The organism is Pseudomonas sp. HR96, from assembly GCF_034059295.1.
GTDB lineage: Bacteria > Pseudomonadota > Gammaproteobacteria > Pseudomonadales > Pseudomonadaceae > Aquipseudomonas.
On record NZ_CP139142.1, the window covers coordinates 111,262 to 135,793 of the forward strand.

General features: G+C 57.0%; 23 protein-coding genes and 2 pseudogenes. 7 read left to right on the forward strand and 18 right to left on the reverse strand.

What is annotated here, in order from left to right; translation table 11 throughout:
• Positions 1-346 precede the first annotated feature (346 nt).
• The gene (locus SFA35_RS25600) at positions 347-1,498 is read right to left on the reverse strand and encodes a tyrosine-type recombinase/integrase (RefSeq protein WP_320579354.1); all 1,152 of its coding nucleotides are present in this window, start codon (positions 1,496-1,498) and stop codon (positions 347-349) included.
• Positions 1,498-2,127 carry a hypothetical protein gene (locus SFA35_RS25605; RefSeq protein ID WP_320579356.1) on the reverse strand — a complete coding sequence of 210 codons (630 nt, stop codon included), beginning with the start codon at positions 2,125-2,127 and terminating at the stop codon, positions 1,498-1,500. Before SFA35_RS25605 ends, SFA35_RS25600 begins: the two co-directional genes overlap by 1 nt.
• Positions 2,128-2,444: 317 nt before the next feature.
• Between SFA35_RS25605 and SFA35_RS25610 the strand changes: the two genes are divergently transcribed.
• The 3 genes from SFA35_RS25610 to SFA35_RS25620 all read left to right on the forward strand — a co-directional run bounded on the left by SFA35_RS25610 (position 2,445) and on the right by SFA35_RS25620 (position 4,426).
• Complete coding sequence (locus tag SFA35_RS25610; RefSeq protein ID WP_320579358.1) at positions 2,445-3,446, forward strand: DNA-binding protein; 1,002 nt, start codon at positions 2,445-2,447, stop codon at positions 3,444-3,446.
• 142 nt (positions 3,447-3,588) lie between these two features.
• Positions 3,589-3,924, forward strand: coding sequence for a hypothetical protein (locus SFA35_RS25615; RefSeq protein ID WP_320579360.1), 336 nt, complete (start codon positions 3,589-3,591; stop codon positions 3,922-3,924).
• 184 nt (positions 3,925-4,108) lie between these two features.
• Positions 4,109-4,426: a hypothetical protein gene (locus SFA35_RS25620; RefSeq protein WP_320579362.1), complete on the forward strand. Its 318-nt coding sequence runs from the start codon at positions 4,109-4,111 to the stop codon at positions 4,424-4,426.
• 24 nt (positions 4,427-4,450) lie between these two features.
• On the opposite strand, the gene SFA35_RS25625 is transcribed toward SFA35_RS25620, so the two are convergent.
• The 5 genes from SFA35_RS25625 to SFA35_RS25645 are packed head-to-tail and all read right to left on the reverse strand — an operon-like array spanning position 4,451 to position 8,766.
• Complete coding sequence (locus tag SFA35_RS25625; protein WP_320579364.1) at positions 4,451-4,762, reverse strand: cytochrome o ubiquinol/quinol oxidase subunit IV; 312 nt, start codon at positions 4,760-4,762, stop codon at positions 4,451-4,453.
• Positions 4,759-5,355, reverse strand: coding sequence for a cytochrome c oxidase subunit 3 (locus SFA35_RS25630; RefSeq protein WP_320579366.1), 597 nt, complete (start codon positions 5,353-5,355; stop codon positions 4,759-4,761). Before SFA35_RS25630 ends, SFA35_RS25625 begins: the two co-directional genes overlap by 4 nt.
• Positions 5,352-7,415, reverse strand: coding sequence for a cbb3-type cytochrome c oxidase subunit I (locus SFA35_RS25635; protein WP_320579368.1), 2,064 nt, complete (start codon positions 7,413-7,415; stop codon positions 5,352-5,354). Before SFA35_RS25635 ends, SFA35_RS25630 begins: the two co-directional genes overlap by 4 nt.
• Positions 7,412-8,269 (reverse strand): ubiquinol oxidase subunit II, encoded by an 858-nt coding sequence (locus tag SFA35_RS25640; protein WP_320579370.1) that lies wholly within the window; start codon positions 8,267-8,269, stop codon positions 7,412-7,414. The genes SFA35_RS25635 and SFA35_RS25640 overlap by 4 nt, the downstream gene beginning before the upstream one ends.
• Positions 8,270-8,283: 14 nt before the next feature.
• Positions 8,284-8,766, reverse strand: coding sequence for a hypothetical protein (locus SFA35_RS25645; protein ID WP_320579372.1), 483 nt, complete (start codon positions 8,764-8,766; stop codon positions 8,284-8,286).
• Positions 8,767-8,870: 104 nt separating this feature from the next.
• Here SFA35_RS25645 and SFA35_RS25650 point away from each other — a divergent pair.
• Positions 8,871-9,269: pseudogene (locus tag SFA35_RS25650) on the forward strand (PQQ-binding-like beta-propeller repeat protein); the annotation flags it as partial.
• A gap of 254 nt (positions 9,270-9,523) precedes the next feature.
• Positions 9,524-10,861: a chloride channel protein gene (locus tag SFA35_RS25655; RefSeq protein WP_320579374.1), complete on the forward strand. Its 1,338-nt coding sequence runs from the start codon at positions 9,524-9,526 to the stop codon at positions 10,859-10,861.
• Here the strand turns inward: SFA35_RS25655 and SFA35_RS25660 are convergent.
• Positions 10,835-12,112: a DUF2254 domain-containing protein gene (locus SFA35_RS25660; protein WP_320579376.1), complete on the reverse strand. Its 1,278-nt coding sequence runs from the start codon at positions 12,110-12,112 to the stop codon at positions 10,835-10,837. The genes SFA35_RS25655 and SFA35_RS25660 overlap by 27 nt on opposite strands.
• Before the next feature lie 184 nt (positions 12,113-12,296).
• On the opposite strand from SFA35_RS25660, the gene nhaA reads away from it, so the two are divergent.
• Positions 12,297-13,634: a Na+/H+ antiporter NhaA gene (nhaA, locus tag SFA35_RS25665; RefSeq protein WP_320579378.1), complete on the forward strand. Its 1,338-nt coding sequence runs from the start codon at positions 12,297-12,299 to the stop codon at positions 13,632-13,634.
• A gap of 849 nt (positions 13,635-14,483) precedes the next feature.
• Here the strand turns inward: nhaA and SFA35_RS25670 are convergent.
• From SFA35_RS25670 to SFA35_RS25700, 7 genes and pseudogenes are all read right to left on the reverse strand, one after another.
• A complete protein-coding gene (locus tag SFA35_RS25670) occupies positions 14,484-16,919 on the reverse strand; it encodes a response regulator (protein ID WP_320579379.1) in 2,436 nt (811 codons plus the stop codon).
• Between the two features lie 356 nt (positions 16,920-17,275).
• Positions 17,276-18,826 carry a sensor histidine kinase gene (locus tag SFA35_RS25675; protein WP_320579381.1) on the reverse strand — a complete coding sequence of 517 codons (1,551 nt, stop codon included), beginning with the start codon at positions 18,824-18,826 and terminating at the stop codon, positions 17,276-17,278.
• A gap of 133 nt (positions 18,827-18,959) precedes the next feature.
• Complete coding sequence (locus SFA35_RS25680; RefSeq protein WP_320579384.1) at positions 18,960-19,376, reverse strand: response regulator; 417 nt, start codon at positions 19,374-19,376, stop codon at positions 18,960-18,962.
• 122 nt (positions 19,377-19,498) lie between these two features.
• A pseudogene (locus SFA35_RS25685) lies at positions 19,499-19,687 on the reverse strand (hypothetical protein); the annotation flags it as partial.
• Positions 19,684-19,977, reverse strand: coding sequence for a hypothetical protein (locus SFA35_RS25690; RefSeq protein WP_320579386.1), 294 nt, complete (start codon positions 19,975-19,977; stop codon positions 19,684-19,686). The gene SFA35_RS25690 and the pseudogene SFA35_RS25685, both read right to left, overlap by 4 nt.
• A 34-nt stretch (positions 19,978-20,011) precedes the next feature.
• On the reverse strand, positions 20,012-20,272 hold the full coding sequence (locus SFA35_RS25695; protein WP_320579388.1) for a hypothetical protein: 261 nt from the start codon (positions 20,270-20,272) through the stop codon (positions 20,012-20,014).
• Between the two features lie 139 nt (positions 20,273-20,411).
• The gene (locus SFA35_RS25700; RefSeq protein ID WP_320579390.1) at positions 20,412-20,780 is read right to left on the reverse strand and encodes a response regulator; all 369 of its coding nucleotides are present in this window, start codon (positions 20,778-20,780) and stop codon (positions 20,412-20,414) included.
• A gap of 773 nt (positions 20,781-21,553) precedes the next feature.
• On the opposite strand from SFA35_RS25700, the gene SFA35_RS25705 reads away from it, so the two are divergent.
• Positions 21,554-22,120, forward strand: a complete 567-nt coding sequence (locus SFA35_RS25705; protein WP_320579392.1) for an isochorismatase family protein — start codon at positions 21,554-21,556, stop codon at positions 22,118-22,120.
• 2 nt (positions 22,121-22,122) lie between these two features.
• Here the strand turns inward: SFA35_RS25705 and tnpC are convergent, their stop codons facing one another.
• From tnpC to tnpA, 3 genes are all read right to left on the reverse strand, one after another.
• Positions 22,123-23,658, reverse strand: coding sequence for an IS66 family transposase (gene tnpC, locus SFA35_RS25710; protein ID WP_320579394.1), 1,536 nt, complete (start codon positions 23,656-23,658; stop codon positions 22,123-22,125).
• 61 nt (positions 23,659-23,719) lie between these two features.
• Positions 23,720-24,055, reverse strand: a complete 336-nt coding sequence (gene tnpB, locus SFA35_RS25715) for an IS66 family insertion sequence element accessory protein TnpB (RefSeq protein ID WP_320579395.1) — start codon at positions 24,053-24,055, stop codon at positions 23,720-23,722.
• Positions 24,052-24,384 (reverse strand): IS66-like element accessory protein TnpA, encoded by a 333-nt coding sequence (gene tnpA / locus SFA35_RS25720; protein ID WP_320579397.1) that lies wholly within the window; start codon positions 24,382-24,384, stop codon positions 24,052-24,054. The genes tnpB and tnpA overlap by 4 nt, the downstream gene beginning before the upstream one ends.
• Between the last annotated feature and the right edge of the window lie 148 nt (positions 24,385-24,532).

The following is a 24,532-nucleotide window of genomic DNA, read 5'->3' on the forward strand; positions in this document are numbered from 1 at the left end:
ATAAGGAAAACAACCCTCGGCGGGCATTGCTGGACTCCAACTTGGCACTACCATAGCTTGGGAGGATCATAGAGAGAGGAAGCTTTCGGCCAAAAATGGGCCCCGCATCTCTCGAACAAACGGACTCCATTGGTAACACCGAACGCAGCTATATCTTGCATCTATTCAACCGAAACGCCCAAGCCTGGCCCTCATTTTTATCTCTCCCTGGAATGAACTTACCCACAAAAGCCGGGGATAGCCCTGTGGACAACAATCCTGAGAAGCTCTGTAAGCCACGGCTCGGCTGGGCCGAAACGCACAGGTCAAAAATTGATCATTTACATCAGGGGCGATACTGACCCAGTCAGCGTGGTGTCCTCAGTATCGCACTGACCTGCTCATGCAGGTGCTGGGCTTCGGCGTGCAGGTAGCGACTCGTGGTGTCCAGCCGCGCATGGCCGGCGAGCGAGCGCACCATGACCAGATCGCCCGTGGCCTGGGCCAGATGACTGAAGCACGAATGCCGCAACCAGTGCGTGGTGGCCTCGCCCAGGCGATCGGCCAGTTCGTACTGCCGCCGTTCCCGGGCCAGCTCCGCCGCTCGGGTCATGATGTCGATCATGGCCTTGAGCACGGTGCTGTGGCTGGCTCGCTTGCCCTTGCTGTTGGCCGCCATCAGCAGGGGCGTCGACTCGCCGGGCAGGATCTCGGCGGGCAGCCCCATGGCCTGCCGGTAATACTGGAGCTCTTTGAAAAGCGCCTCGGAGATCGGCACCTCGCGCCGCTTGTTGCGCTTGCCGTCCACCATCAGCCACAGATGGCCGCTGGCTGAACGGCGCAGCGTGCCCATGTTCGAGGCGGTGGCCTCGAAGGTGCGCAAGCCCGTCATATAAAAGAGGCTCAACATGAAGTGGTCTCGCGCGCGCTTGAGCGGACTTTTGGTCGCCGCAATCGCTTCGAAGGCCAGCGCGATGCCCTCCACCGGCAGCAGCCGCTGGATCATGGGATCAACCGCTGCCTGCGGTTTTTTTACCAGGGCCACTGGATTGCCCTTGAGCCAGCCGGCCTTGACCATCCAGCTGTACAAGCTGCCCAGCTGGACCAGGGCGTAGCGCTGTGAACTGACGCCCAATGGCCCGGCGAACGGGCGCCAGTCCGGGTGTTGCCGCGGGTGTTTGGTGGGGGAGACCCACACCGAGGCCGGCTGCGGGTCGGCCAGGAATGCGAGGTAGGCGCGTACGTCCATGACGCCGATCTGCGACAGCCCCTTGTCGCGCGCGTGCCGAGCCCAAAGCAGGAAGCGCTCGGCTTCCTTGCGCATGGCGCGGCGGGTCTTGGGGTTGTCGGTGGTCGCCTCGAGCCAGATAGCGGCGGCCTCGAAGTCGGAACGGGCCTGGACCAGGTCCGGGACCGCTGGCAGGACGTGATCGCGCTCGGCCGGTTGCGCGCGCTCGATCAAGCCGCTGCGCTGAAAATTCACCGCTGAAAGCTGAGACTTCCTGATGCTTGTGCTCATCAGAAGCCCTGCCGCGTCTTGCCGGTGAAGACGACCCAGTCATCCATCTGCTCAGGGTCGAGCCACAGCGTGTGGCCGTGCGCCGATTCGCACAGGTATTCCTCCTGCGCTTCGCCGTCGCTGCCCACCCCCAGGCGCACGTCGACCACCAGCAGCACTGCGCCTTCTTGGGCGAAGCTGCCGATGTCACTGATGACCGCAAGCTCCGAGCCCAGTCCGACATAGCCCTGGTAACGAAAGCCGTCGGGCAGCGAAGCGTAGGGCTCGGGCTCCTCCTCGTCCTGCCACGGTGCCGGCAAGGCGACCACGGTGGGCGCCGCAGGGGTCAGCGGATGATCGGGATGCCCCGGGGGTGAACGTCGAGGGCGTGGGGGGTGCAGAAACAGGCGCGCGGCCGTCACCGCGGCGCGCTCGCGGCGCAGCAGGGAGGGCAGGGCACGCACCGCGTCATCCCAGCGCGTTTCGCGGCTGGCATCGGCCGCTACGCGGCTGAGGGTTTCGGGGCGCACGTTCCAGCGCAGGGCCACATCGGCCATGCGCCAGCCTTTGCGGCGGATCAGGTGCTTGAATTCCGCCGGCGTAAGGGTGGGAGGGCGAAGGAGCTTCAGGCCGATATTGACTTGATCCATGGCGCATGTTTTACCCATTCAATCGCTTGATCTCCATGATTTCATGTTCCTCGATCTTCAGCAACGCTGGGGGTGAGGTGAGGATAGAGTCGCCCAAAAAATCCAACGCAGCAAAAAAACTCGTGATAATAGGACGTAATCACGAATTTTCTGGCGTATGAATATGATACGTATCGTTTGCGGTATTTAGCATACTAATAAAGATTGGTGCAAAATAGACCTTTTTGGGCCGCCTGGCCCTGCAACCGCAGGGGTTTAAGCGGCCTTTTCGCACCGCCACCCCAGCGCTCTTCACTTCAAAAAAAGGAAAAAAGCCTGTGACCTTGACCTTGCCCTCCAGCGGCCTGCCCAAAACCCGCGACCTGGTGCGCCATTACGCCGCGCAGCTGCTCGAAGCGGGCGGGGAGGTGTCGATCAGCGCGATCCGCGGGCGGATCCTGGAAGAGCATGGGGTGAATGCCTCGCCCAATGTGGTGGGGGACGAGGTCAAACAGTTCTGGGCGCGCACCGGGCCCTTGCTCAGTGCCCGGCTCAAGCGCCCCGGCATCCCGGAGGCGGTGTGCCAGGCCCTGGACAGCGTGTGGGAGGTGGCGCTGAACGAGGCCACCGCGGCGTACGCGATCGAGCGCGCGGCGCATGTGCAGCAGGCGGATCAGGCCACGGCGCGCGCCGCGGCCGCACTGGAACGGGCGGAGCACGCCGAGGGACGGTTCGTCGATCAGGAACGGCAGATCGCGCTGCTGAGCGAGCAGGTGCAGCGGTTGAGCGCGCAGCTGGACAAGGCCCAGGCGCAGCACGAAGAAGTCCGCAGCGAGCTGCGCGAGGTGATGACGCAGCATCAGCAGCAGGCGCAGCGGCAGGCCACCGAGCTTGCGCGTCTGCAGACGTCGCACCAGGAGGAGATGGGGCGTTTTGCGCAGACCCATGCGGCGGAGCTTGCGCGCCTGCAGGCGGTGCACCAGGAGGAGAACGGCGCGCTGCGCGCCGAGGTCAGCCGCCAGGCGGACATCTTCGAGAGCACCACCAACCATCTGATGATGGAGACCAGCCGGGTGCGCGATGCGGCGAAGCTTGAGACCGAACGGCTGACCCGGGAGCTGGCGCACAGCCGCGAGCTCGTCGACCAGCTGCGCGTGCAGCGCTCGAACGCCCGCGAGGAAAGCGCCGGGCTGCGCGCCCAGGTCGAGAGTGCGGGGCTGCAGCTGCGGCAGCTGCACATCGCGTATGACAAGCTGCAAGCGCAGTGGGCGACCCGGGGGGCGAGCGGGGAGGGCGGACACGGTGAAGACGTTGCGGAAAGGGGGGAAAGTGGGGAATAGGGGCTTTTCGACGGCGTCGGGCGAGAGGATGATGAAGCCATTCCCTCTCACACCGGTTGTCACCGCGCCCCCTGCCTGCCGCCGGGCGGACGATCGACTTTTATTGAATCACTGACATCACTGACATCACCCGAGACATGGCATGACCGTTGAACTGACCGAAGAAGACATGCGCCAGGCGTTGTTTGGGGCGGCGCACGCCCCTGCGCCGCAGGTGACAATCCACGATCCCATGGCGCATATCCCCGACGTGGTGATCGTGCCGGCGGTGACGCCCCGGAAAAAGAAACCGAGCAAGGCCCTCACGCCGCGGGTGCGGGTGACCCTGCAGGTGGGCAATGAGTTTGAAGGCGCGACGCAGGTCTATGTGCACGAGGCCGACACGATCAGCAGCCTGCTGGCCGAGCAGGAAGCGGTCAAAGTGGCCAGGAAGAAATATCGGTACGTCGAGGTGGTGTCGGTTAAGGCCATCGGGTGAAAGCGGCGGGGCAGTGGCCGCTCCAATAGCCTGACGAGACACAGTCTGCGCAGACCAGTGAGGCCAAGCTCCCAAGCTTGCAGGTCGCGTACCATGAAGAGAGCAGCGCGCTGCGCGCCGCGGTCAGCCGCCAAGCAGCGTCCTGGAAAGCAAATCACCTGATGATGGAAATCAGTCATAAGTAATGACTATTCATAAACATCGAGCCAAAGCTCTCGCCCTGCTTCCAATTCTGCTGTCTGGCTGCGGCGATGACTCCAATAAAATGCACTGCCCGGAAAAGGGTGATGATTTCTTCCAGGCTTCTGTGGCGGATTATTTCAGGCGTCATCCTCCCAAAACGGGTATGGGCAGTGTTCATATTGCTAAAGGGTCGCAGTATGACGACCACACCAACTGGTGGTGGGTGCCCATTGACGTTGGACCAGACAAATACACCGCGTTGCTCAGCTGCGACGGCAAGCTGGAGCTTGAAGGGAGGCTCAACCAAGGAAGCCGCTAGTCTGGAATGAAACTGAATTCAGGGCTACATTCGGTGCATTTGGTCGTAATAGACGAGAAGTGTACCGCCCACCATCAACGCTACGATCAGCACGGAAAACAGCAGCATCGGCCATTTGTCCTGTTCCGAACGCTCAGCCCCCACCTGCAGAAAGCAGTAGAAATGCACCAGAATCTGTACCACTGCGAGCAGCAAAATGGCCGCCAATGTGGTGTCAAATGACAGGGCGGCCCATTTGACCAGTGCTGTGGGCAAAGCGGTCAGAGTGATAGCCAGTACCAGGCCGGCCCGGTAGCGCCGAAGTTGTCGCTGGTAACCCTCGAGGTCTTTAATCATACCGCCGCCTGCAAATAAACCACCGCGTAAATGGCCACCCAGATCACATCGAGAAAATGCCAGAACAAGGCCAACACGCCGAGCCGGAACCGGACCGTCTCATCAAGCCCGAATCGCTTGATCTGGAGCAGCATGACGGTTAGCCATAGGCAGCCTGCGGCTACGTGCAGACCGTGGGTGGCCACTAGGGCGTAGAACGCAGACAGATAAGCACTGCGTTGCGCAGTGGCCCCTTGGTGGACCATGCCGACGAAGTCGCTGATCTCAAGTGTGAGAAAAGTCAGGCCCAGGACCAGCGTCAACGATAGCCAGCTGACCAAATAAAGGCGCCGTTCAGGACGAAATTGCAGGTTGAGCACTGCCATGCCCACAGTAAAGCTGCTGACGAGCAGCACCAGGGTCTCGATCAGTGCAGACTTCAGTTCCAGCACCTCCTTGCCGCCGGGGCTGCCATCAGTGGCATGAAGCAGAGTGGCATAGACGGCGAACAGTAAGGCAAAGACCAGACCGTCGCTCATCATGAACAACCAGAAGCCATAGACGCGCGATGAGTTATCTGGAGCGAAGGGCGCCGTCGCACGAACGTTGGTCATGGCTGCACCTGCGCAAGGCCGAGATTCAGTCGACTGATTTCATCATCCCGGCTAACAGCAACCGACTGCTTAGCCAGGCGAGCGCCCTCTTCATATTCAAGGCGCAGCGCCTGAGCTTTGATGACGCGATGGGTCTCTCTGACGAAGCTGCGCAGGATCACTGCGGCCAAAATTCCCAACAGACCTGCAGACGCTGCCCACCCGATATGCCAGACCAACCCGAAGCAGCAGAGAAACGAAGCGGCGCCAACGATGATCGGCGTGGCACTGTTTTTCGGCAGAAGAATGTCGGTGAAGGTGTTCACGCCGGGCCAAGTCAAATGATGCTCCTTGAGCCAAGTAAAAGGGTCGCGGTCGTGTATCGCCGGTAGCACCGCATAGTTGTATTCCGGCGGTGGTGATCGGGTAGACCACTCCAGTGTGCGCCCATCCCAGGGATCGCCCAATTGCACATCCGTACTGTGACGGTCGCGAATGCTGACGTAGAGCTGCAAGTACAGGCACACCAGCCCCAGGGTCATCAACAATGCACCCAATTCCGCCGTCCACAGCAAGGGGCTGAACTCGGGATTGAACGTGGCTTGAGAACGGCGCGGCATCCCGGCAGTGCCGAGCACGTAAAGCGGCATGAATGCGAACAGAAAGCCAATACCAAGGCAGCCCGCGGCTACCCGGCCCCAGCGCTCCGCCAGACGAAAACCGAATGCCTTGGGAAACCAGTAGCTGTAGCCTGCCAACAGACCGAACAGCGTTCCCGGGATCAACATGTTGTGAAAATGCGCAACCAGGTACACGGTGTTGTGCACCTGATAATCCACCGGCGGGGCCGAAAGCGTTATGCCGGTCAGACCACCAATCACGAACAGCATCAGGAACATCACGCTGTAGAGCATCGGCACCGTCAAGCGGATGCGGCCTTGGTACAGGGTCAGCATCCAGTCGTAGATCTTCACCCCTGTGGGGATGCCGATGAGCATGGTGGCGATGCCGAAAGCCGCGTTGACGCGGGCGCTCTGGCCCATGGTGAAAAAGTGGTGCAGCCACACCGTGAATGACAGCAGTGTGATTGCCAGTGATGCCCAGACAAGAGAGCGATAGCCGTACAGACGCTTGCCGCTGAAGGTGGCAAAGACTTCCGAGAAAATGCCGAAGGACGGCAGGATCAGGATGTACACCTCGGGGTGCCCGAACAGCCAGAATAGATTGACAAAATTCATCAGGTTGCCGCCATAGCCGTTGCTGAAGAAGTGGAAATCCAGGTAACGATCCAATGCGAGCAACAGCGTCGCGACGGTCAGCGGCGGCATGGCGAAAATCATTAGGATGCTGGTGCACAGCGCCGTCCAGGAAAACAGCGGCAGCCTGAACCAAGTCATGTCGGGGCAGCGGTCGCGGTAGAGCGTTACAGCGAAGTTCAGACCGGTCAGGGTGCTGCCGATGGAGCTAAGGGTCAGGGCCCAGATCCAGTAGTCGGGCCCGACACCCGGTTGGTAAGTCACTTCGGTGTACGGTGGATAGCCGCTCCACCCTCCAGTGGAGAAGCGGCCCAACACTAACGAGGCCATCACGAGCATCGCGCCGGCGACTGTTAGCCACAGGCTGACGGCGTTGAGCATCGGAAAGCGCACATCACGTGCGCCGATTTGAAGTGGCATGGCAAAATTGATCAAGCCAGTCAAAAACGGCATGGCCATGAAAAAGATCATGATGGTGCCGTGGGTGCTGAACAGCTGACTGAAGTGCTCGGGTGGCAGAAAACCGGACGCATTGACGGCCAGAGCCTGCTGGGTGCGCATCATCAACGCTTCGATGACACCGCGCACCAGCATGACCAATGCCAGCACCACGTACATGATGCCGATGCGCTTGTGGTCCAGACTGGTAAACCACTCCTTCCATAAGTATGACCACCAGCCTTTGACTGTAATCAAGCCCAGGACAGCCACAGCGGCTAGCACGACCAGCGCTGCTGCCGCGGTTGCGACGCCGCTGTAGAACGGCAGAGCGTTGAAATCCAGCCTGCCCAGAAGGGAGTACCAGGCGTTTCCCTGATCAGTCATTGGGAGGGTCCATGGAGGTCGGAGCATGAGGGCAAGGCGTTTTTTTGCGAAGCCGCTATCACTGAGGCGAACAGTCCGGCGGGCGCGTCGCGGTACAGCGACGGGCCTTCGGTAGATTGGCGTCGAGCGAGTTCACGATAGCGGTCGCAATCGAGTGATAACGGCGAGCGGCGGGCGCTGGCGAGCCAGCCTTCAAAGGCTTGGGGTGTAAGTGATCTGACTTCGAAAGCCTGTTTCTGGAAACCGGCGCCATTAAATTGGGTGTTACGGCCAGTGAAGGTGCCCACCGCGTCAGCTTGCAGGTACTGCTGGGTGTGCATTCCGGCCATGGCGTAGATCTGCCCCGAAAGCCGGGGTATCAGCAGTGACTGCATCACGCTGGCACTGGTCAGACTCAGGTGCACCGACCGACCTTTGGGGATCGCTAATTGGTTCAGCGTGGCGACACCCTGATCGGGATAGATGAACAGCCATCTCCAGTCCATTGCGATCACCTGAATTTCAAGCGGCGGTGTGTTACCCGTGAGGGGATGATACGGGTCAAGTTGATGGGTGCGTTGCCAGGTCAGCACACCCAATACAACCACCACCAGCACGGGTACACCCCAGGTGAGGATTTCCATGGGCAGCGAGTATTCCCAGCGCGGCCGATAGGGTGCGGTGTCTTGCCCATAGCGGTAGCGCCAGAGCAGCCAGGGCGTGATGATCAGTACGGGCAGTACGACCACCAAGGCCAACCCAACGATCCAGAAGAACAGCACACGTTGGCCACTGGCAGTCGGTCCGGCCGGATCGAGAAAGCCTAGGCTGATCGGGGTGCAGCCGCCGAGGCAGGCGGCGAGCACAATGAACATCGCCCGAGAGCAGTTCATGAGCGCTGGCCACGTGGTAGCAAATAGGCCACCAGTGCTTTGGTACGGGCATTGATGGCCCGCGGTAGCATCACTTCGAAGCCATGAGTGTTTTCGGTGGGGATGGCGAGGATGGCGCTTGGGTCAGAGGTGAAGTTAATCAGCAATGCAACTTGAGCCGGCGCTCCCACAACGCCGCGAGCTGCAATCAGGGCATCAGTGACGCTGCGGGTGTAGTGACCTTTCTCATCGCCCGCCACCAGGATCGGTTCGGAACCAAAACAGGTTTGATACTCTTCGGCAATCGGTCCCACTTTTACGGCGATGGCGGTGGTCCCCGGTAACTGCCGGGCTGCAAACCGGACGCCGGCGTTATCGGTCCACATCTCGTCGCAATGTTTGACCTGTTCGGTCTGGCAGATGGCCTGGACCTTGTTTTCGTCACTGCCAGGGCCACATGCATTGAGGAGTAGGGTCAGCAGATTCGTTGAATCTTCCACGGATTCTCCAAGCGCGATGCCTTGTTTTAGCGTGATTTTCCTTGAATGGGAGGAGGTACTGCGGTAAATGTTCAGTCTTTATTCCATATCGCGCCATGTAAGCACCACCATGGGGGCAATTGGCGGCCGTCGATCTGCGCACCCGTTCGCTGGTCTGGAAGCATGATGTGGGTACCACCCGTGACATGGGCACGCTGGGCCTGCACTACAACCTGCCGCTGCCCACCGGCATCCTCAATATTGGCGGCAACATCACCACCCGCTCCGGACTGATCTTCATGGGCGCTACCGCCGATGACTATCTGCGCGCGTTTGATGCCAGCAATGGCAAGGAGATCTGGCGCACTCGGCTTCCAGCGGGTGGCCAGGCTACGCCCATGACATATTTGGGCAAAGATGGTCGTCAATATGTGGTGATAGTCGCCGGCGGTCATGGTGGTTTGCAAACGCGGTCGGGCGACTACGTCGAAGCTTTCGCTTTGCCCTCCGATCATGCTCGATGAGTGACAAAACTTCGGAGATAGAGAGGTAAGGGGGAGCATATGAATAATGCAGATGCAGTGCACAGGCCGACGAGATCGTGATGTTGTTTGCTGACTGGATGACCGGCTCATACAGGTATCGTCGCCGTACCGCAGGATTCTAATATTCACCTTCAGCGACCTGCTGTGGACCGCTTGAGGTTATCTTAAATCCTCACTGATTTGGTTAGTCTGCTTGTCTGAATCGTGTCGAACGTCATTAGGAATCGCCTTAGGTGATCAAACCGATAACATTGCTACGCCGTCGTTTAGCGTCCATGCGCTGGCGCACTCGCGTCACTCTTTGGGCCGCTGCCACTGTTGCTGGGCTGATGGTGGTGATGTTCGCCCGACTGGCCGACATCGCCTTGGCGCAATTCGCTGAACAGACCGCCGAGCGACCTTGGTTGCCATTCATCTATACCCCTCTGGTGGGGATGCTGGTGGTGTGGCTGACTACGCGCTTCTTCATCGGTGCTCAGGGCAGCGGAATTCCGCAAGTAATCGCGGCAACGCGCTTGGTTCATCAAGGTAAGCCTATCGAAAAACTGGTTTCAGTGCGTATTGCTTTCGCCAAGATCAGCCTTGGCACACTGGCGCTGACCGGCGGCTTTTCAGCAGGCCGTGAGGGGCCTTCGGTGCAGGTTGCAGCGTCCATCATGCATTACTTCCATCGCTTTCTTCCCAACGCGCGCATCGTGCGAGTCGAGGATCTGATTCTGGCCGGCGGCGCGGCCGGCATTGCCGCTGCGTTCAACACGCCGCTGGCAGGCATAGCCTTCGCGGTGGAGGAACTGGGCCGCAAACTGGAAACCCGCACCAGCGGTGTGCTGCTCAGCACCATCATTCTCTCGGGGATGGTCGCCATTGCCTTGCAGGGTAATTACAACTACTTCGGCCATTTCGATGTTCAGTACGTCAGTCTCGATATCATTGCCCCTGCTTTGGCGATCGGGATCGGCTGTGGCCTGCTGGGCGGACTATTCAGCCGAATGCTGTTATGGCCGCAGCGACATAGCCGGTTCGTTTTATGGGAATGGCGCCGCCTGCATCCAGTGTGGTTCGCAGGCATCTGCGGGTTGATCGTGGCAATCCTGGGCTGGCTCAGCGGCGGGATGTCATTCGGCAGTGGCTACGGCATTACTTCCCAAGTGATCGCCTCCGATATGGGTCTGCCGTGGCACGCGCCAATCACGCGTTTTGTAGCAACGGTCGTGACTTATTTTTCAGGCATTCCGGGCGGTATCTTCGCGCCGTCACTGGCGGTAGGGGCTGCTGTGGGCAGTAACGTTGCTGACCTTTTCCATATGGCGGCGCAGCCCATTATCGCCCTGTGCATGGTTGGTTTTCTTGCCGCGGTCACACAGTCGCCTATCACCTCGGCGATCATCGTCATGGAGATGATCGATAGTCATGGCTTGGTGATCAGCCTTATGGCCGTAGCCCTCATTGCCAAAGCCGTCAGCTCAAGAATGGGGCCAGAGCTATACCAGCAGCTGGCGCGCAGCTTTCAAGAATCTGCCCCGCAGATTTCAGATCGTCAGGCTTTACAGGGTCAGCGTCCTGACCAGTGAGGAGAGCTGGTCTCTCTCATATTGCAGTAGTAACGTGGCATTCGCACGGTTGAGTAGCAGGTCCGCGTGCTTGATGCAGACCTGTCGGAAAAGCATCGGGTTTATCTGGGAAAGACTGATAAGAGCCTTGAGAAGACGGACATTGACTTCCAGCAAGCTGGCACCGTCTCTGCTGATCGGCGAAAAAAAATCATTAAACAGATCTTCGACCGTCAAGCCTCGCAGATAGACCAAATCACATCCTGGATCGGGCTTGGATGAGGAGATCTGCGGTTTACCCCAGCAGGTCAATGTTCTGACTCCTCGTCCTATGACATCGATAGCCGTCCCCGGGTCATTGACTGCCGGGGACAAGGCGCGAGACGCAATTTCCGAAAGAACAGAGAGTCCAAACCGTGGGTCGTGCTCAAACGTCCTCCTGACATCGATAGTTAGCGCTGCCAGGATCTTATCTGCGGCCAAGATCCCTTCATCGATTCTCTCCCGGTCTAGCGCTACGATATGGGCCAAAGGCATCCCCACATGGACAAAACTCCCCGGAAGAATCTCCAGATAAAGTCGGACATGGTGCTCCTTGGCGACAAGGCCTAATGCCTTTACATCGATATGCTGAACATACCCCGTTTGCCCACTGGTTAACCTTTGTGAAGACGGGGGAAGTACAAGATCCGGCGGGTAACCTGCGCCGCCCAGATAAGGCCACTTCACTCGCTGACTGACAGCCGCCATCGTGGCTTTTTCTACTCGGTCAATGGTCTCGCCTACCCTGCCGAGTTTGGATAAGTGATCGATCCAACGCAGCAAGGTATAAACGATGAGGATTACCACCGCGATAATTACCGCGAACAGCAGCACTCGACCCTGGGTTCCGTAAGCCCCTGTGCTCAAAGCAATAATGCCCACCAGACTAAACAGAAATGAGCCGATGAACGTGGCGAGTGCATTTTGCGTAGTGGTGTCCTCCATGACCAGGGTAGTCGCACGAGGAGTCACCGCGCTGCTGGCAGCACTGTACGCGCTGACCATGGTGCTCAAAGAAAACGTGGTCACCGCGAGCATGCTCGATGCAATGATCCCAAGAATTTTGTCAACCGCGTCAGCGCCGATACGGGCCGGCAAGGATTCAGGGATGAAGTCCTTGAAGACCACCGCAAGCAATGCCGTGGCAACCCCAAGCAGCGAGAATAGGGACGCTCTGAACCACAGCCGCTTAGAGAGTTGATTCGTGACCCAACGCCAACGCGCAATCATGTGAGTACCTTAGGTGGCTACCGCAGATTGAGTGGTTGATGAGGTAGAAGTTTCCCCATGCGATGGAGATGACAGTTTGCATCTTCAATGCCAGGTGCCTATCATCGCCGCGGGTGCGCTGCTGCATTCAGCACAGGGCAGGTTAAAGCTGATACGTTGGTCGGGCCGCTAACGGAGAGCACCCGTGTCCGATAATAAAACGGCGTCCACTTCTATTCCCCGCCCTCAAATTCTCACCGAACGTGCGCTGTCGGCACTGGAGCGGTTCTCGCACATCGAAGCCGTCAGCGGCATTGTCCTACTGCTGGCCGCAATGACTGCACTGATATGGGCGAACAGCCCTGTCGCCGAATCTTACGAGCATTTTTGGAATACCCAAGTCACGCTAGGACTGGGCGATTTCACGGTTTCTCGTTCTTTGCATTTTCTGGTTAACGACGGATTGATGACCATTTTCTTCCTTGTCGTTGGTGCGGAAATACGTCAGGAAATCAAAGACGGTGCGCTAGCCAACATGAAGCTGGCCACCCTGCCGCTTGGTGCCGCACTGGGCGGCGTAATGGTACCGGCCATTATCTACACGCTGCTCAACCACGGTACTCAAGCCAGTACGGGTTGGGCTGTCCCCACCGCTACAGACATTGCATTCGCGGTCGGCGTACTCGCCTTGCTGGGTAAATCCATTCCAGCAGGCGTGCGGATTTTGCTTTTGGCGTTGGCAATCATTGATGACATTGTCGCCATCCTCATCATTGCAATGTTCTATACGGCCAGCCTGGATTACCTCGGCCTAGTCATAGCCGCAGGCGGACTTTTGCTTGTGCTGCTGTTTCAACGGATGGGCATCGGTAAGGCCTACGCCTACCTATTGCCCGGAGCAATCATCTGGTTTGGCCTGTTGAAAACGGGAGTGCACCCCACCCTGGCTGGCGTCATTCTTGGGCTAATGGCGCCGGTAAACTCCAAGCCTTCCCATGAGCGCCCACTGGACACTATCGGGCGTACTTTCCATGAACTCATGGACCGCTTTCATCAAGCGGGAGACAACCCGGAGGCTGTCACCAAACCTTTAAAGCAGCTACGTCACGCCCAACGGGAGGTATTGCCACCGGTGCAGCGTATACAAGTGGGCCTGCACCCTTGGGTGGCGTATGGTGTCATGCCGCTGTTTGCCTTGGCGAATGCAGGGGTAGGCCTTGCGGGTGCCGATCTGGATAAAGCTTTGTCGCACAGCGTCTTCGTGGGAGTAATGCTGGCGTTGGTGCTGGGTAAGCCGCTCGGAGTCATCTTGGCCAGCATGGCGTTGGTCAAGCTCAATATCTGTGAGTTACCGGATGGTGTGACCTGGAAGGGCGTGGGATTGGTGGGGCTGTTAGCAGGGATCGGGTTCACGATGTCCATATTCATCGCTTCGCTCGCGTTTTCCGACCCAGCCCTGCTGTCATCCGCTAAACTCAGTGTTCTTGCCGCCTCCTCAGTCGCAGCTGTAATTGGCTTGCTCTGGGGAAAGATTAAGTTTTGAGTCGTGATGACAGCGTACGACCATCGCTCTTTGGTAGCCGGCCTCCGCTTTTTGGATGTTGATCCCATAGCAATGGCTGATCATGTTGGACATTGCTGAAATTTGAAAGTAAAGCCTGTTCGAACTCCGTTAGGCACCACCGGATAGCGAATGAATTTCGGTATTTTGTATCGGAGTTCAATCCACGCTGAAACCATCCAAGCGACGTGCGTATTGCCTCGTAGATAATTGATCCAAACTTTGGACTGTCGATAATCTGCAAATGGAATTGCTATTACTGTTTTTCGATAAGCGCTTTGGCATTCTGTCCGAGAGGCGGCGGGCTGAACAGAAATCCTCGGACATAGGGGTAACCAAGGGGTTTTAATCGATGCAACTGCCTCTAGGTTTCCACCCCTTGGGCTACAATGGCAAGGTCCAACGCCTAGCCGAGCGAGAAAATGCTTTTCACGATCGCACCGGTTCGCTCATGACTTCGGAGCATGTTAGCCAAGAAAGCAAGTGACAAACGCTCCCCAAAGGAATCCGTGTTGAACAGGTTTTTTAGGTCAGGAGCGATTGGAAAATCTTTCCTGAATTTCTGAGTGTCGGTCACCGTCCACACCTTGTTGCCAGACGACGCCCCCATGCAGTGTACTTCGGCAAAGAGGCCGCTACGCGTAGCGGAGGGTAGTGGTATGGCGGTCGGGGCCGCCCCGGGGGGGAGCTGATTTACCATAACACCCGTTATTTGCACGTGGTTTTGCGCGCGGATGCAATTCTCCATCAGAGCAAACTGAGTGAGCAGATCCGGCGCAAGGTAACGATGAGCAGTGCTACACTTCGGCTTTGGCCATGCGCAGCACCGTATTAGCTTACGATTGGTGTTGCCATGAGCCTGCGAGCCCTGGCAATGGCATCATCGATGTCTTGTAGACTGTAGGGTTTTCGAAGCATGACGCTACGATCCAGGCCTTCTTCTTGGTCTGCGCCCGACGCAAAAACAATCGCAAGCTGCCCAAATCGACCGCGTGCCTTGTCTGCTAAAGTTTCCCCTGACATTTCTCCCAGCTTGATATCGGTCACCAAAACGTCGGTATTCGCCGTGATCAAACGTAGCGCCTCTTCAGCGCTTTCAGCCAAGACAACCTGGTGGCCTAGCCTCTGGATAAGCTGGAATGTAACTTCTGCAATGACCGGGTCGTCCTCGACAAAGACCACATTCAGCGGGCATGGGCTGACCGAAAGTTTCTCCGGCTCGCAGGCTTGCATAGGAACTGCTTCTAGAGCTGGCGCTACGTCAATTCGGCGCTGCTGTTGATTGGCTAGGACATGGCGGATTCGACGGGCCAGCGCCTCGCGTGTGTAGGGTTTTCCCAATAGCTCGACCCCCCTGTCGAGCCTTCCGCCATGCACAATGGCATTTTCGGTATAACCAGACGTATAGAGTACGGCCAAATTGGGGTGAAGCTTTTGGGCTATTTTGGCCAGCTCTGGACTTTTGAGGGGACCGGGCATGATGACGTCGGTGAAAAGCAGGTCGATGGGAAGCCCACTTTCGACAATCGGCAATGCGCTGTTCGCATCATTTGCCTTTAGCACTCGATATCCTAGTTCTTTGAGCGTATCCACCACCGTGGCTTGTACAGCGAGGTCGTCCTCAACAACCAGAATGGTTTCCGTCCCTCCGACGATGGGCTGCGGGCTGGATGGCTGAGTAGTTTCCTCGATGTCCAAGGACCGAGGTAGATAGACCTTGACCGTGGTACCGTGGCCCACCTCGCTATAAATCTTGATGTGTCCGCCTGACTGTTTGACAAACCCAAACACCATCGAAAGACCGAGCCCCGTTCCCTTGCCTACTGGTTTTGTTGTAAAAAAAGGCTCAAAAGCTTTCGTCATGATTTCCGGGGTCATTCCGCACCCGGTATCACTCACAGCAAGCATCACGTATTCGCCTGCTGTTACCTCTTGGTGGCCATCGGCATACGCCTGATCCAGAGATGTGTTGGCAACCTCAATGGTAAGTTTGCCGCTTCCGTCCATGGCGTCTCGCGCATTGATACACAGGTTGAGCAACGCATTTTCGACCTGTGCTGTATCGACAAATGTGCGCCACAGCCTTGAGCCGACGGTCACCTCAATATCGAACTCCTCCCCCAGAGTCCTCCTCAGCATGTCGTCCATGCCGATGATTGCTTTACCAATATTGACGACTCGTGGCTCAAGCGTCTGCTTACGACTGAACGCGAGCAGATAGCTTGCCAGCTTGGCTCCGCGCTCCACACCGGCCAACGCATTGGCCAACCTTTTTTCACCGCGCTCATTGCCCCTCAGATCGCTGGTCAGAAGTTGCAGGTTGCCAGCAATAACCTGAAGGAGATTGTTGAAGTCATGTGCGACACCGCCGGTTAACCGGCCTACTGCCTCCATCTTCTGAGCTTGCTGCAACGCCAATTCGGTTTTTTTGAGCTCAGCTTCGATTGCACGATCCGCTGTCATGTCGCGCCCAACCAGCAGCATGCTTCCCTCGTGCAAGCTTCCGTTCCAGGATAAGCAAACAAATTGACCATTTTTGCAAAGCGCCTGCGCTTCGATGGTAAAGCTCGAGCGGGCATCTAGGCTTGCAGACCACTTTCCCAGGAACGCCTCTTTATCCTGGGCCACTATAAAATCGCTCAACTGACGGGTGATCAGCTCGGTGTCGCTCCAACCAAGGGTCTTCCTCAGCGCCGGATTGACTGCCGAAATTCGCCCGGTTTCATCAGTGACTACCATGGATTCTACTGACAGGTTCCACATCCGGTCGCGATCGGCCGTCCGATCCTGTACCTCAGTGGCAAGCGCCTTGGCGAAGTCCTCCAGCCGTCTTTCTGTCAAAACCTTCGCAGTGGTTTCAACCACGGTATCCAACAGCCCAATGACCTTGCCCTCTCCATCGAATACCGGGCTATAGCAAAAAGTGAAGAAAGCCGTTTCCGTAAAGCCATGGCGTGAAACTTCGAGCTCGAAGTCCTCTATAAATGTAGGCACTCCAGCAAGCGCTTGGTCAGCTATAGGACCAATGCTGTCCCAGGCTTCACTCCAGACTTCGGAAAATGAACGCCCTAGCGCAGGGGGTTTGGAGCCCAGAATAGGGAGAAATGCATCGTTGAAGATCATGATCAAACCGGTACCCAAGGCCAAACAGGCCGGAAAACTGGAAGTCAAAATCATATTGACAGCTACGCACTGCGCCGGCCCCCAATCAGCGATCGGTCCAAGGCTGGATTCCGACCATGAATAGGCGCGGACCTGGTCAGCCATAGGCCCACGCGCAGCTATAAAATTTGTGAGGTTGGTAGGCATATTCGTCCCCAGGCCGCTATAGCGCCTGTACTGCTTGCACGGTGATATTCTGCCTAGAATTTCATTAAAAACGTGTGAGGGCAAATGAGAAGTGGCTCTGCCCGCGATGGTGAATCACGGGCGGGGCATGGCATCTAGTACCCCTGTCTGGGCGAAAAGCGGTGTCGGACCTGACCCAAGGACGCACAGTATCGCGCGCTAGAACCGTCTCTCGGTTCCCGCAGCCTCTGCAGCCTTAGGGGCCGGCAGATACCGCTTAGACGCCTAGAGTCATGTGCATCCACATGCCTTTCATAAGTATTTGCAGGGCGGCTTTAGAGCTTAAACTCAACTGCAATGGTGCTCGTCTTGGCCAACCGGTCCACGCTGATCGCCTTGGCTCCGTAACCGGAATAGCTCTTGATCAGTCTCAGTCCCAAACCGGTTCCGTTTGGTTCGGGATACGTGTCTGGAAAGCCATCCCCTTCGTCGCTGACGGTGATGATAGCTTTTTCGGCTATTTTACTCAGGGTGACCGAAATGGTGCCCTTTCCGTATTTCAAGGCGTTGATAACAAGCTCGGATATAACCAAACCTAGAGGCGCCATTCGTTCCTCTGGTAGAGGAAAAGGGTCGGCCTCCAGATTTATATCTCGATCGCCAAACGCGTTGCTGATGTCCTTGAGCAACGCACTCAAGTACTCTTTAGCATTCACTCCGTCGGAGTCCGCATTCTGATAGAGCCGCTCATGCACCGACGCAATCGTCATGATTCGATTGGCGGCCGTCTGCAGTTGCAACTTGACCGAATCCTCGACTGCTACATTGGCCTGAAGCAGCAAGAGGGTATTGACAAGTTGAAGGCTGTTTTTGACGCGATGGTGTATCTCCTCCAACTGGAGAACACTCTGGGACAGCTTCGTATTTTGTGAGTCAATCAGTAACGCCAGCTTGTCTTCATGGTCGTGACGCTCAGTAATGTCTCGAGAAACCGCTATGATATTTTCGAGCATGCCTTGTTTATCAAAGATCGGCGCTACGGTCACATCCCACCAGCGCGGTTCGCCTTTGACTGTTGGGCAAAATGACTCGAAGCGGACTGATTCACCCCTCGCCACCCTACCTACAGCATCTGAAATTGTCGTTTTGGAGGCTTCAGGCCACAGATCTATCCAGGGCTGCCCGGCAATCTCATCCAGCGAATCAATCTGCATCCGGCAAAGGCCAGCCTCATTGAAGAACTCGATTTCACCTGCCGGAGAGAGAATCTTGACGCAGTCTGGACTGGCATTCAAAACGATTTCGGAATACCGGTGGGGACCGTCCTGGGCTTCCTCGGCCGCGACTCGCTCCACAGCCATCGAGATCACATTGGCTAGCCCCTCGAGAAAAACCAGATCGCTTTCAATGAAATCCTCCCCGTCCTGGCTATCAACCTCCAACACACCAAAAGTGGAAGAGATACCTCTTACCGGTACATTGATGGCCCGCTTGATACCGTATTTTTTTAATAGTGAGGGAGTCCGGAATCGGTTTTCCGAGCCAAGATGATTGGAGATGACGGGGCGCTCAGTTTTGAATGCGTAACCTGCGGGACTAGCATCGTCTGCACCTACCAACGCCACGCCAATATCCGTAGGATCCCAACCTACACCATACGCAAGCAAAAATTGCTGTTCATCAGGGAGCAGTTTGAGCACCTTGGCAAACCGCGTCTGCATGCCGACAGCTGCAACGCGACAGGCATGGTTGAGCAGTTCATCCATATCGGACGCCCGAAGCGACCGCACACCAAATTCGACAACAATCTCGTGCTGCTTGCGTAGCCGAGCGTGGGAAATCTGCAAAGCTGCGCGCACAGTTTCGTCGGGCGATGTAGCTGACATAAAAGGTCCGGATGGGGTAGGTGGAAGACTGCTCGACCATTTCTTGTTTCAACTGAAAATCCGAAGCGTATGACTACGCGACGTATCAGCTTATTGGGGTAGGTGAAGAAAGTGTTAGGCGCCTTGGCGTTTTTCAACCCGCGGGCTTTCTGGACAAATGCATCATTTCTCTAGCCATCTCCGCGATCTGCTCCAGGCTCCACGGCTTTCGTAAAAATGCTACACCTCTGGGCAGATCGTTTCCCACTTCGGATCCGTAGCCTGTGGTGACGATTACGGGCACGTGAGGCCATCGCTGGTGCACCATCAGAGCCAGCTCTCGGCCGTCGAGTTGGCCTGGAAGCGTGAAATCTGTGACCAATAATGCACAGGGTGATTTGACCTGCATCATATGAATGAGCGCATCATCCGCGGAAAAAAAAGACGCACAATCGGCCCCAAGATCCGTGAAAATATCCACCATCAACCGGTGCATCAGCTCGTCGTCCTCAACGATGACAATGTTGCCGGTGAGGGGGACGTCGCTGGAAGAGAGGGTCGTGATGGGCATGCTGGCTGTCTTTAGCTCAAACCTGCAAATCATGCAAAAGGTTAGTCTCTGGCGCAAGAGATTCCAGATAGGGTGTATAGGCGCCAGGAGCGGGGCTCATTGACAGCACACCTTCTGACGATCTATCTGGCCAGCAGCTCCCGAATCCTGGCCACCATCGTATCGACGGCGAAGGGCTTGGTCATCACGGCCATCCCAGGCTCGAGATGGCCGTCCCCCAGCAAGGCATTTTCGGCATAACCGGTGATAAACAACATCTTGAGATCAGGACGCAACACTCGCGCGGCCTCCGCCATCTGCCGGCCGTTCAGAGTGTGAGCTTGGAGATGGATTCCGAAAAGCGCGTCACCTGGGCCGCAGACAAGCAGCCCAAATACCCGAAGTGCTGCAGGTGCTTGATCAACACTTCACGACTCTCCGGCTGTCCCGCCGCCACTCGTCGACACGCCTGCTCAAGGATCAACCGCGCCAATTGCGGATTGTCGGTTTTCGAGGCATCAAACGCCAAGGCCACAGCGCTGACGAGCTCGCCAAGAGCAGGGTGGCTCTGGTGCAAGGCGCGCAACGTGCTCAATTGCCGAGCGGTAAGGGGTAGGGACACGCGCGCTCCTGAAGCATCGAATCACGATGGTGGTCTACGGGAGAATATCAAGCAATTCGACCCAGGTATCCTGGAGAAAAACCTTGAGAAAGCGGCTGTAGCGTTCGTCAATCACCCGGGCGTCGTCCAGCGCCTGCACGTATCCGCAGCAGAACTGATAATGCTGTTCTGCCTGGGTTAGCTTCTTGCTTGTTCTTAGCTCATCGACACAGGCGACCCAGGTGGCGTAGACAAAGTCGGGCAATTCGACCGGCAGCCCGGTGTGATCAAAAGGTGGAGGAATTCTGGAGGGCACGATCGTGATTCTGGGTCAGGACAAGGTAAGCCGAGCTTAATCGGCCGACCTACGATACATCAGAATTACGGGAGGAAAAAAGTGCCCAAATGGGGCTGCCGCTTCCCGTCTCAGCGCTACGAGGCCAGGTCAGAGAATTTCACGAGTGGAAGCGTGAGCTGAGCAGCGGCTCGACATGCGCAAAAAGGACATCCAGCGTCCATGGCTTGGCCATGAAGACAGCGTGCTCAGGCAGGACGTCGCTTGGCAGCCGGTTGCCTGACATGACGATAATGGGCAGTTGAGGCCAGCGCTCCGCGACGATGTGCGCAAACTGGATGCCATCCAGATATCCAGGCATGCGAATGTCTGTCAGCACCAGGTTGACCGCAGCGCACCGCTCAAGCTCTAGCAATGCCAGATCTGCGTTAGGGCAGGCAATCACTCGCGCATCAAGCATCGAAAGTGCGTCGGCCACCACCTCACGCAAGGTGATGTCGTCTTCGACAAGTAGAATAGTAGAGGGCATTAGCCCGTCCTCGTTTAATGCGTCATGACTGGTGGAGCCATGAACCTGAGGTTTGTTTCATTTTCATTGAAGACTCGCCGATGAGGCGTGAATTTACTGCCGCGCCGCATATGACCTGGGCGACTACGGTCCAGCAAAATCCAATCGTACAGGGCGCAACGACGACAAATGTACAGAAGCCAGGACCTCTAAACGGTACAGGCCATGGGTCGAGAGCGTTTAAGGCTGATTGGAGTGTCATTTGCTAGAAGTTGCTGCGCCCGTCTGGTGCGGCTATTCGCCACAGTCGTTCAAAGGCTCGATTGCCTGTTCACATCCTTTCCACTCATGTCAGCGTTCTACCAAGTACTGGAGCGCAATCAGCGCTGCGGATCCTGGCAGAGGCCACCCTGCTGGTGGTTAATAGGTCGCTCATGGCAAGCCCAGCTGAACCAAGGCCTGCTTGAACAGGTGCAAATCACGCAGTGGGTACTGAGTGGTGAATGTATGGCTTGCACATCCTGGGTAGTGCATGAATGGTTGACGAATTTGCCATTCACCCAGCAACGCGCCGCATCTCTTGCAACGCAAGAACCCATTTTCGACAATCCACAGCCGTCGCCATCGTTCAAGAGTAAGCGTCTGCCGAAGTCACCTTGCATAAGCTAGAGGGTCATTACGAAGAGCTTCACGGATAGCAGTTCCCAGGCAAGTTTCGCCTGCAATCAGTTGCTGGTAGAGGCTCGTTGCAGCACACTCTGTCTACTTGCCCCACCTAAAGGAGACGAAATTATATGAAGGATCAATCCAGCCCTATTCCCCTTGTTATCCTTGACGTTCAGGATGCCATTGATCGCCCGAATTGGGATGGCAAAAATAATCCTGAGTATGTGGTGGTGATCCAACGCCTTCTCGATCACTGGCGATCAAACGGCTGGCCAGTTCTTTACGTGAAGCACGATGAACAGACTCCTACATCCAGCTATTACGTCCATGGCCCCTGGAATGGTATCAAGAAAGACGTTGCCCCGATAAAGGGAGAAACCGTCATCATCAAACAGGAAAATTGCGCCTTCATTGGCACCGAACTGGATGCCATTCTTAAAGGGATGCAGGTAAAGCGTTTGGTGCTGACGGGCGTTGTCATTCACAACAGCATGGACGCTACAGTCCGTGCGGGAAAAGCACTCGGATACAGCATCATCCTTCCCTCAGACGCCACGACAGCCGTGCCCGTCGTCGGGGCGCATGGAAAGTCCTGGGACGCCACAACCGTCCATGAACTGACCTTGGCAATACTCGGTGATGAGTATACCGATGTTATGTCATCGGACGAAGTGCTCGCACAGCTCACCCTATGAAGTTATGTAGGCACCCACTGACGCGGTAGCAAGTGACCTATTTCACTCGCCCGTTGCATCGGCAGGCGCGTGAGGACGTCCTTCAAATAAGCATACGGATCATGCCCGTTGAGCCGCGCCGACTGGATCAAACTCATGATCGCCGCCGCGCGTTTACCGCTGCGCAGTGATCCAGCAAACAACCAGTTTGAGCGTCCAAGTGCCCACGGCCGGATCTGGTTCTCGACCTGGTTGTTGTCAATGGGCACAGACCCGTCGTCCAGGTAACGCGTCAGCGCTACCCAGCGTTTAAGGCTGTAATCCAGGGCTTTGGCTGTTGCCGATCCGTTGGGCACCAGATCACGCTGGGCCAGCATCCAGTCATGCAGCGTTTTGATGATCGGGGCTGCCTTTTCCTGGCGTATTCGCCAACGATCCTCATCGCTCATGTCCCGAGCTTGACGTTCAACTTCGTACAAGCCGCCAATCGAGTACAGCGCTTGTTCAGCCAGCTGGCTTTTGTTCGCCACGTGCAGATCGAAAAACTTGCGACGGGCGTGGGCCATGCAGCCAATTTCGATGATGCCTTTCTCGAAACCGGCTTTGTAGCCAGCGAAATCGTCGCATACCAGCTTGCCGTTCCACTTCCCAAGGAAGTTGCGCGCATGCTCGCCTGCACGACTGGGACTGAAGTCATAAACCACAGCCTTGAGCGCTGAAAACGGCGTGGTGCTGTAGGCCCAGACGTAAGCGCGGTGAGTTTTCTTCTCGCCGGGCGCGAGCATCTGAACCGGAGTCTCATCGGCGTGGATCACACCCTGGGCCAACACTTGTTCAAGCAGCGCATCGACCAGAGGCTGGAGTTGTACGCCGGTCTGTCCGACCCACTGCGCCAATGTCGAGCGAGCAATCGCAAGCCCGGCCCGAGCAAAAATCTTCTCCTGCCGGTACAGCGGTAAATGGTCGGCGAACTTCGCCACCATCACATGAGCCAACAGGCCTGCGGTCGGGATGCCCTTGTCGATCACTTGGGCCGGTACAGGCGCCTGGATCAGTGTTTCGCACTGGCGGCAGGCCCATTTTCCACGTACATGCTGCTCGACGGTGAACACGCCGGGTGTGTAATCGAGCTTCTCGCTGACGTCTTCGCCAATGCGCTGAAGTTGGCAGCCGCAGACACACTGGGTGTTTTCTGGCTCGTGACGGATCACTGTACGTGGGAACTGCGGTGGCAGAGGCGCCCGTTTGGGTTTCTGACGTAGCTCGTCCGGTGCAGGTGGCGGATTGACCGCCTTCAGCTCGGCCTCGATGGCCGCGATATCAGTGTCGAGCAGGTCGTCGAGCAAGCTACCTTGGTCAGGGCTTAGCTGTTCGCTGCGCTTGGCGAACTTGTGTCGTTTGAGGATGGCGATCTCATGAGCGAGTTGCTCGTTGACCGTTTCAAGGCGGTGGATTTTCTGGCCCATCGAGTCGACCTGGGACAGCAACTGCAAGGCCTGTTCGGCCAAGGCACGGAGCTGTTCCGGTGTCATTTGATCGAGATTGAGCGAGGAAGTCATGCCGCTGATTGTGCCAGAGCCGAAAGTCAGCAGCGATAAACCGATGGGCTAATGGCAGGCGTTACAGCACTGTGATCAAGCCGCCTGCACCAACCCATTGCCATGGCAAGCCCAGTACCAAAGCCTGAAGTTGCTCGTTATCGAGTTCGACCTCCGATCCGTGCCGAATGCCGGGCCAGTAAAACTTGCCTTCATTCAATCGTCGCGCCGCCAGCCAGATACCCACGCCGTCATGCACCAGAACTTTCATCCGATTGGCGCGGCGATTGGCGAACAGATAAGCGCAGTGCGGCTTCGCCGCACCGAACACGGCAATGACCCGGGCTAACGCCGTTTCGGTGCCGGCGCGCATATCCATCGGTTCGGTGGCGAGCCAGATCGCATCGATTCGAATCACCGCAACAGGTCTCGCAGAAAGGAGGCACAGACGGCAGCGCTTTCGGTCGGCCAGTTCACTTTGACGGTGCCACGCGAGTGCTGGATTTCAACGCAGATGCTCGATGACGGAGCCTGGGAATGCCCTCCGGCGAGCTGCAAAGGTAGCGGAATGAAAGCAGGTTGCAGCTCCATGGCTTTGTTCGTTTGTACCCGAATCCATTTATGGACGAGGTTCGCGTTAAGGCTGTGGCACTGCGCGACGGTGGCAATCGACGCGCCGGGCTGAGCGCACTCTTGGACTACCTGGGCCTTGAAGGATTTGGAATAGGATCGGCGTTGTGGCTGCATGGAAAGACCCGCTTAAAAGGCTAGAAATGGTGTCCACCTAATTAGGTGGACACCATCGCCTTTGGCGTCGGTGTAAGGAAGGTGAGTTGGCCGGACGGTTGCGGTGAGCCCAGCGAAGAAGCGGCGCGGAGCTAGGCAATCAATGATC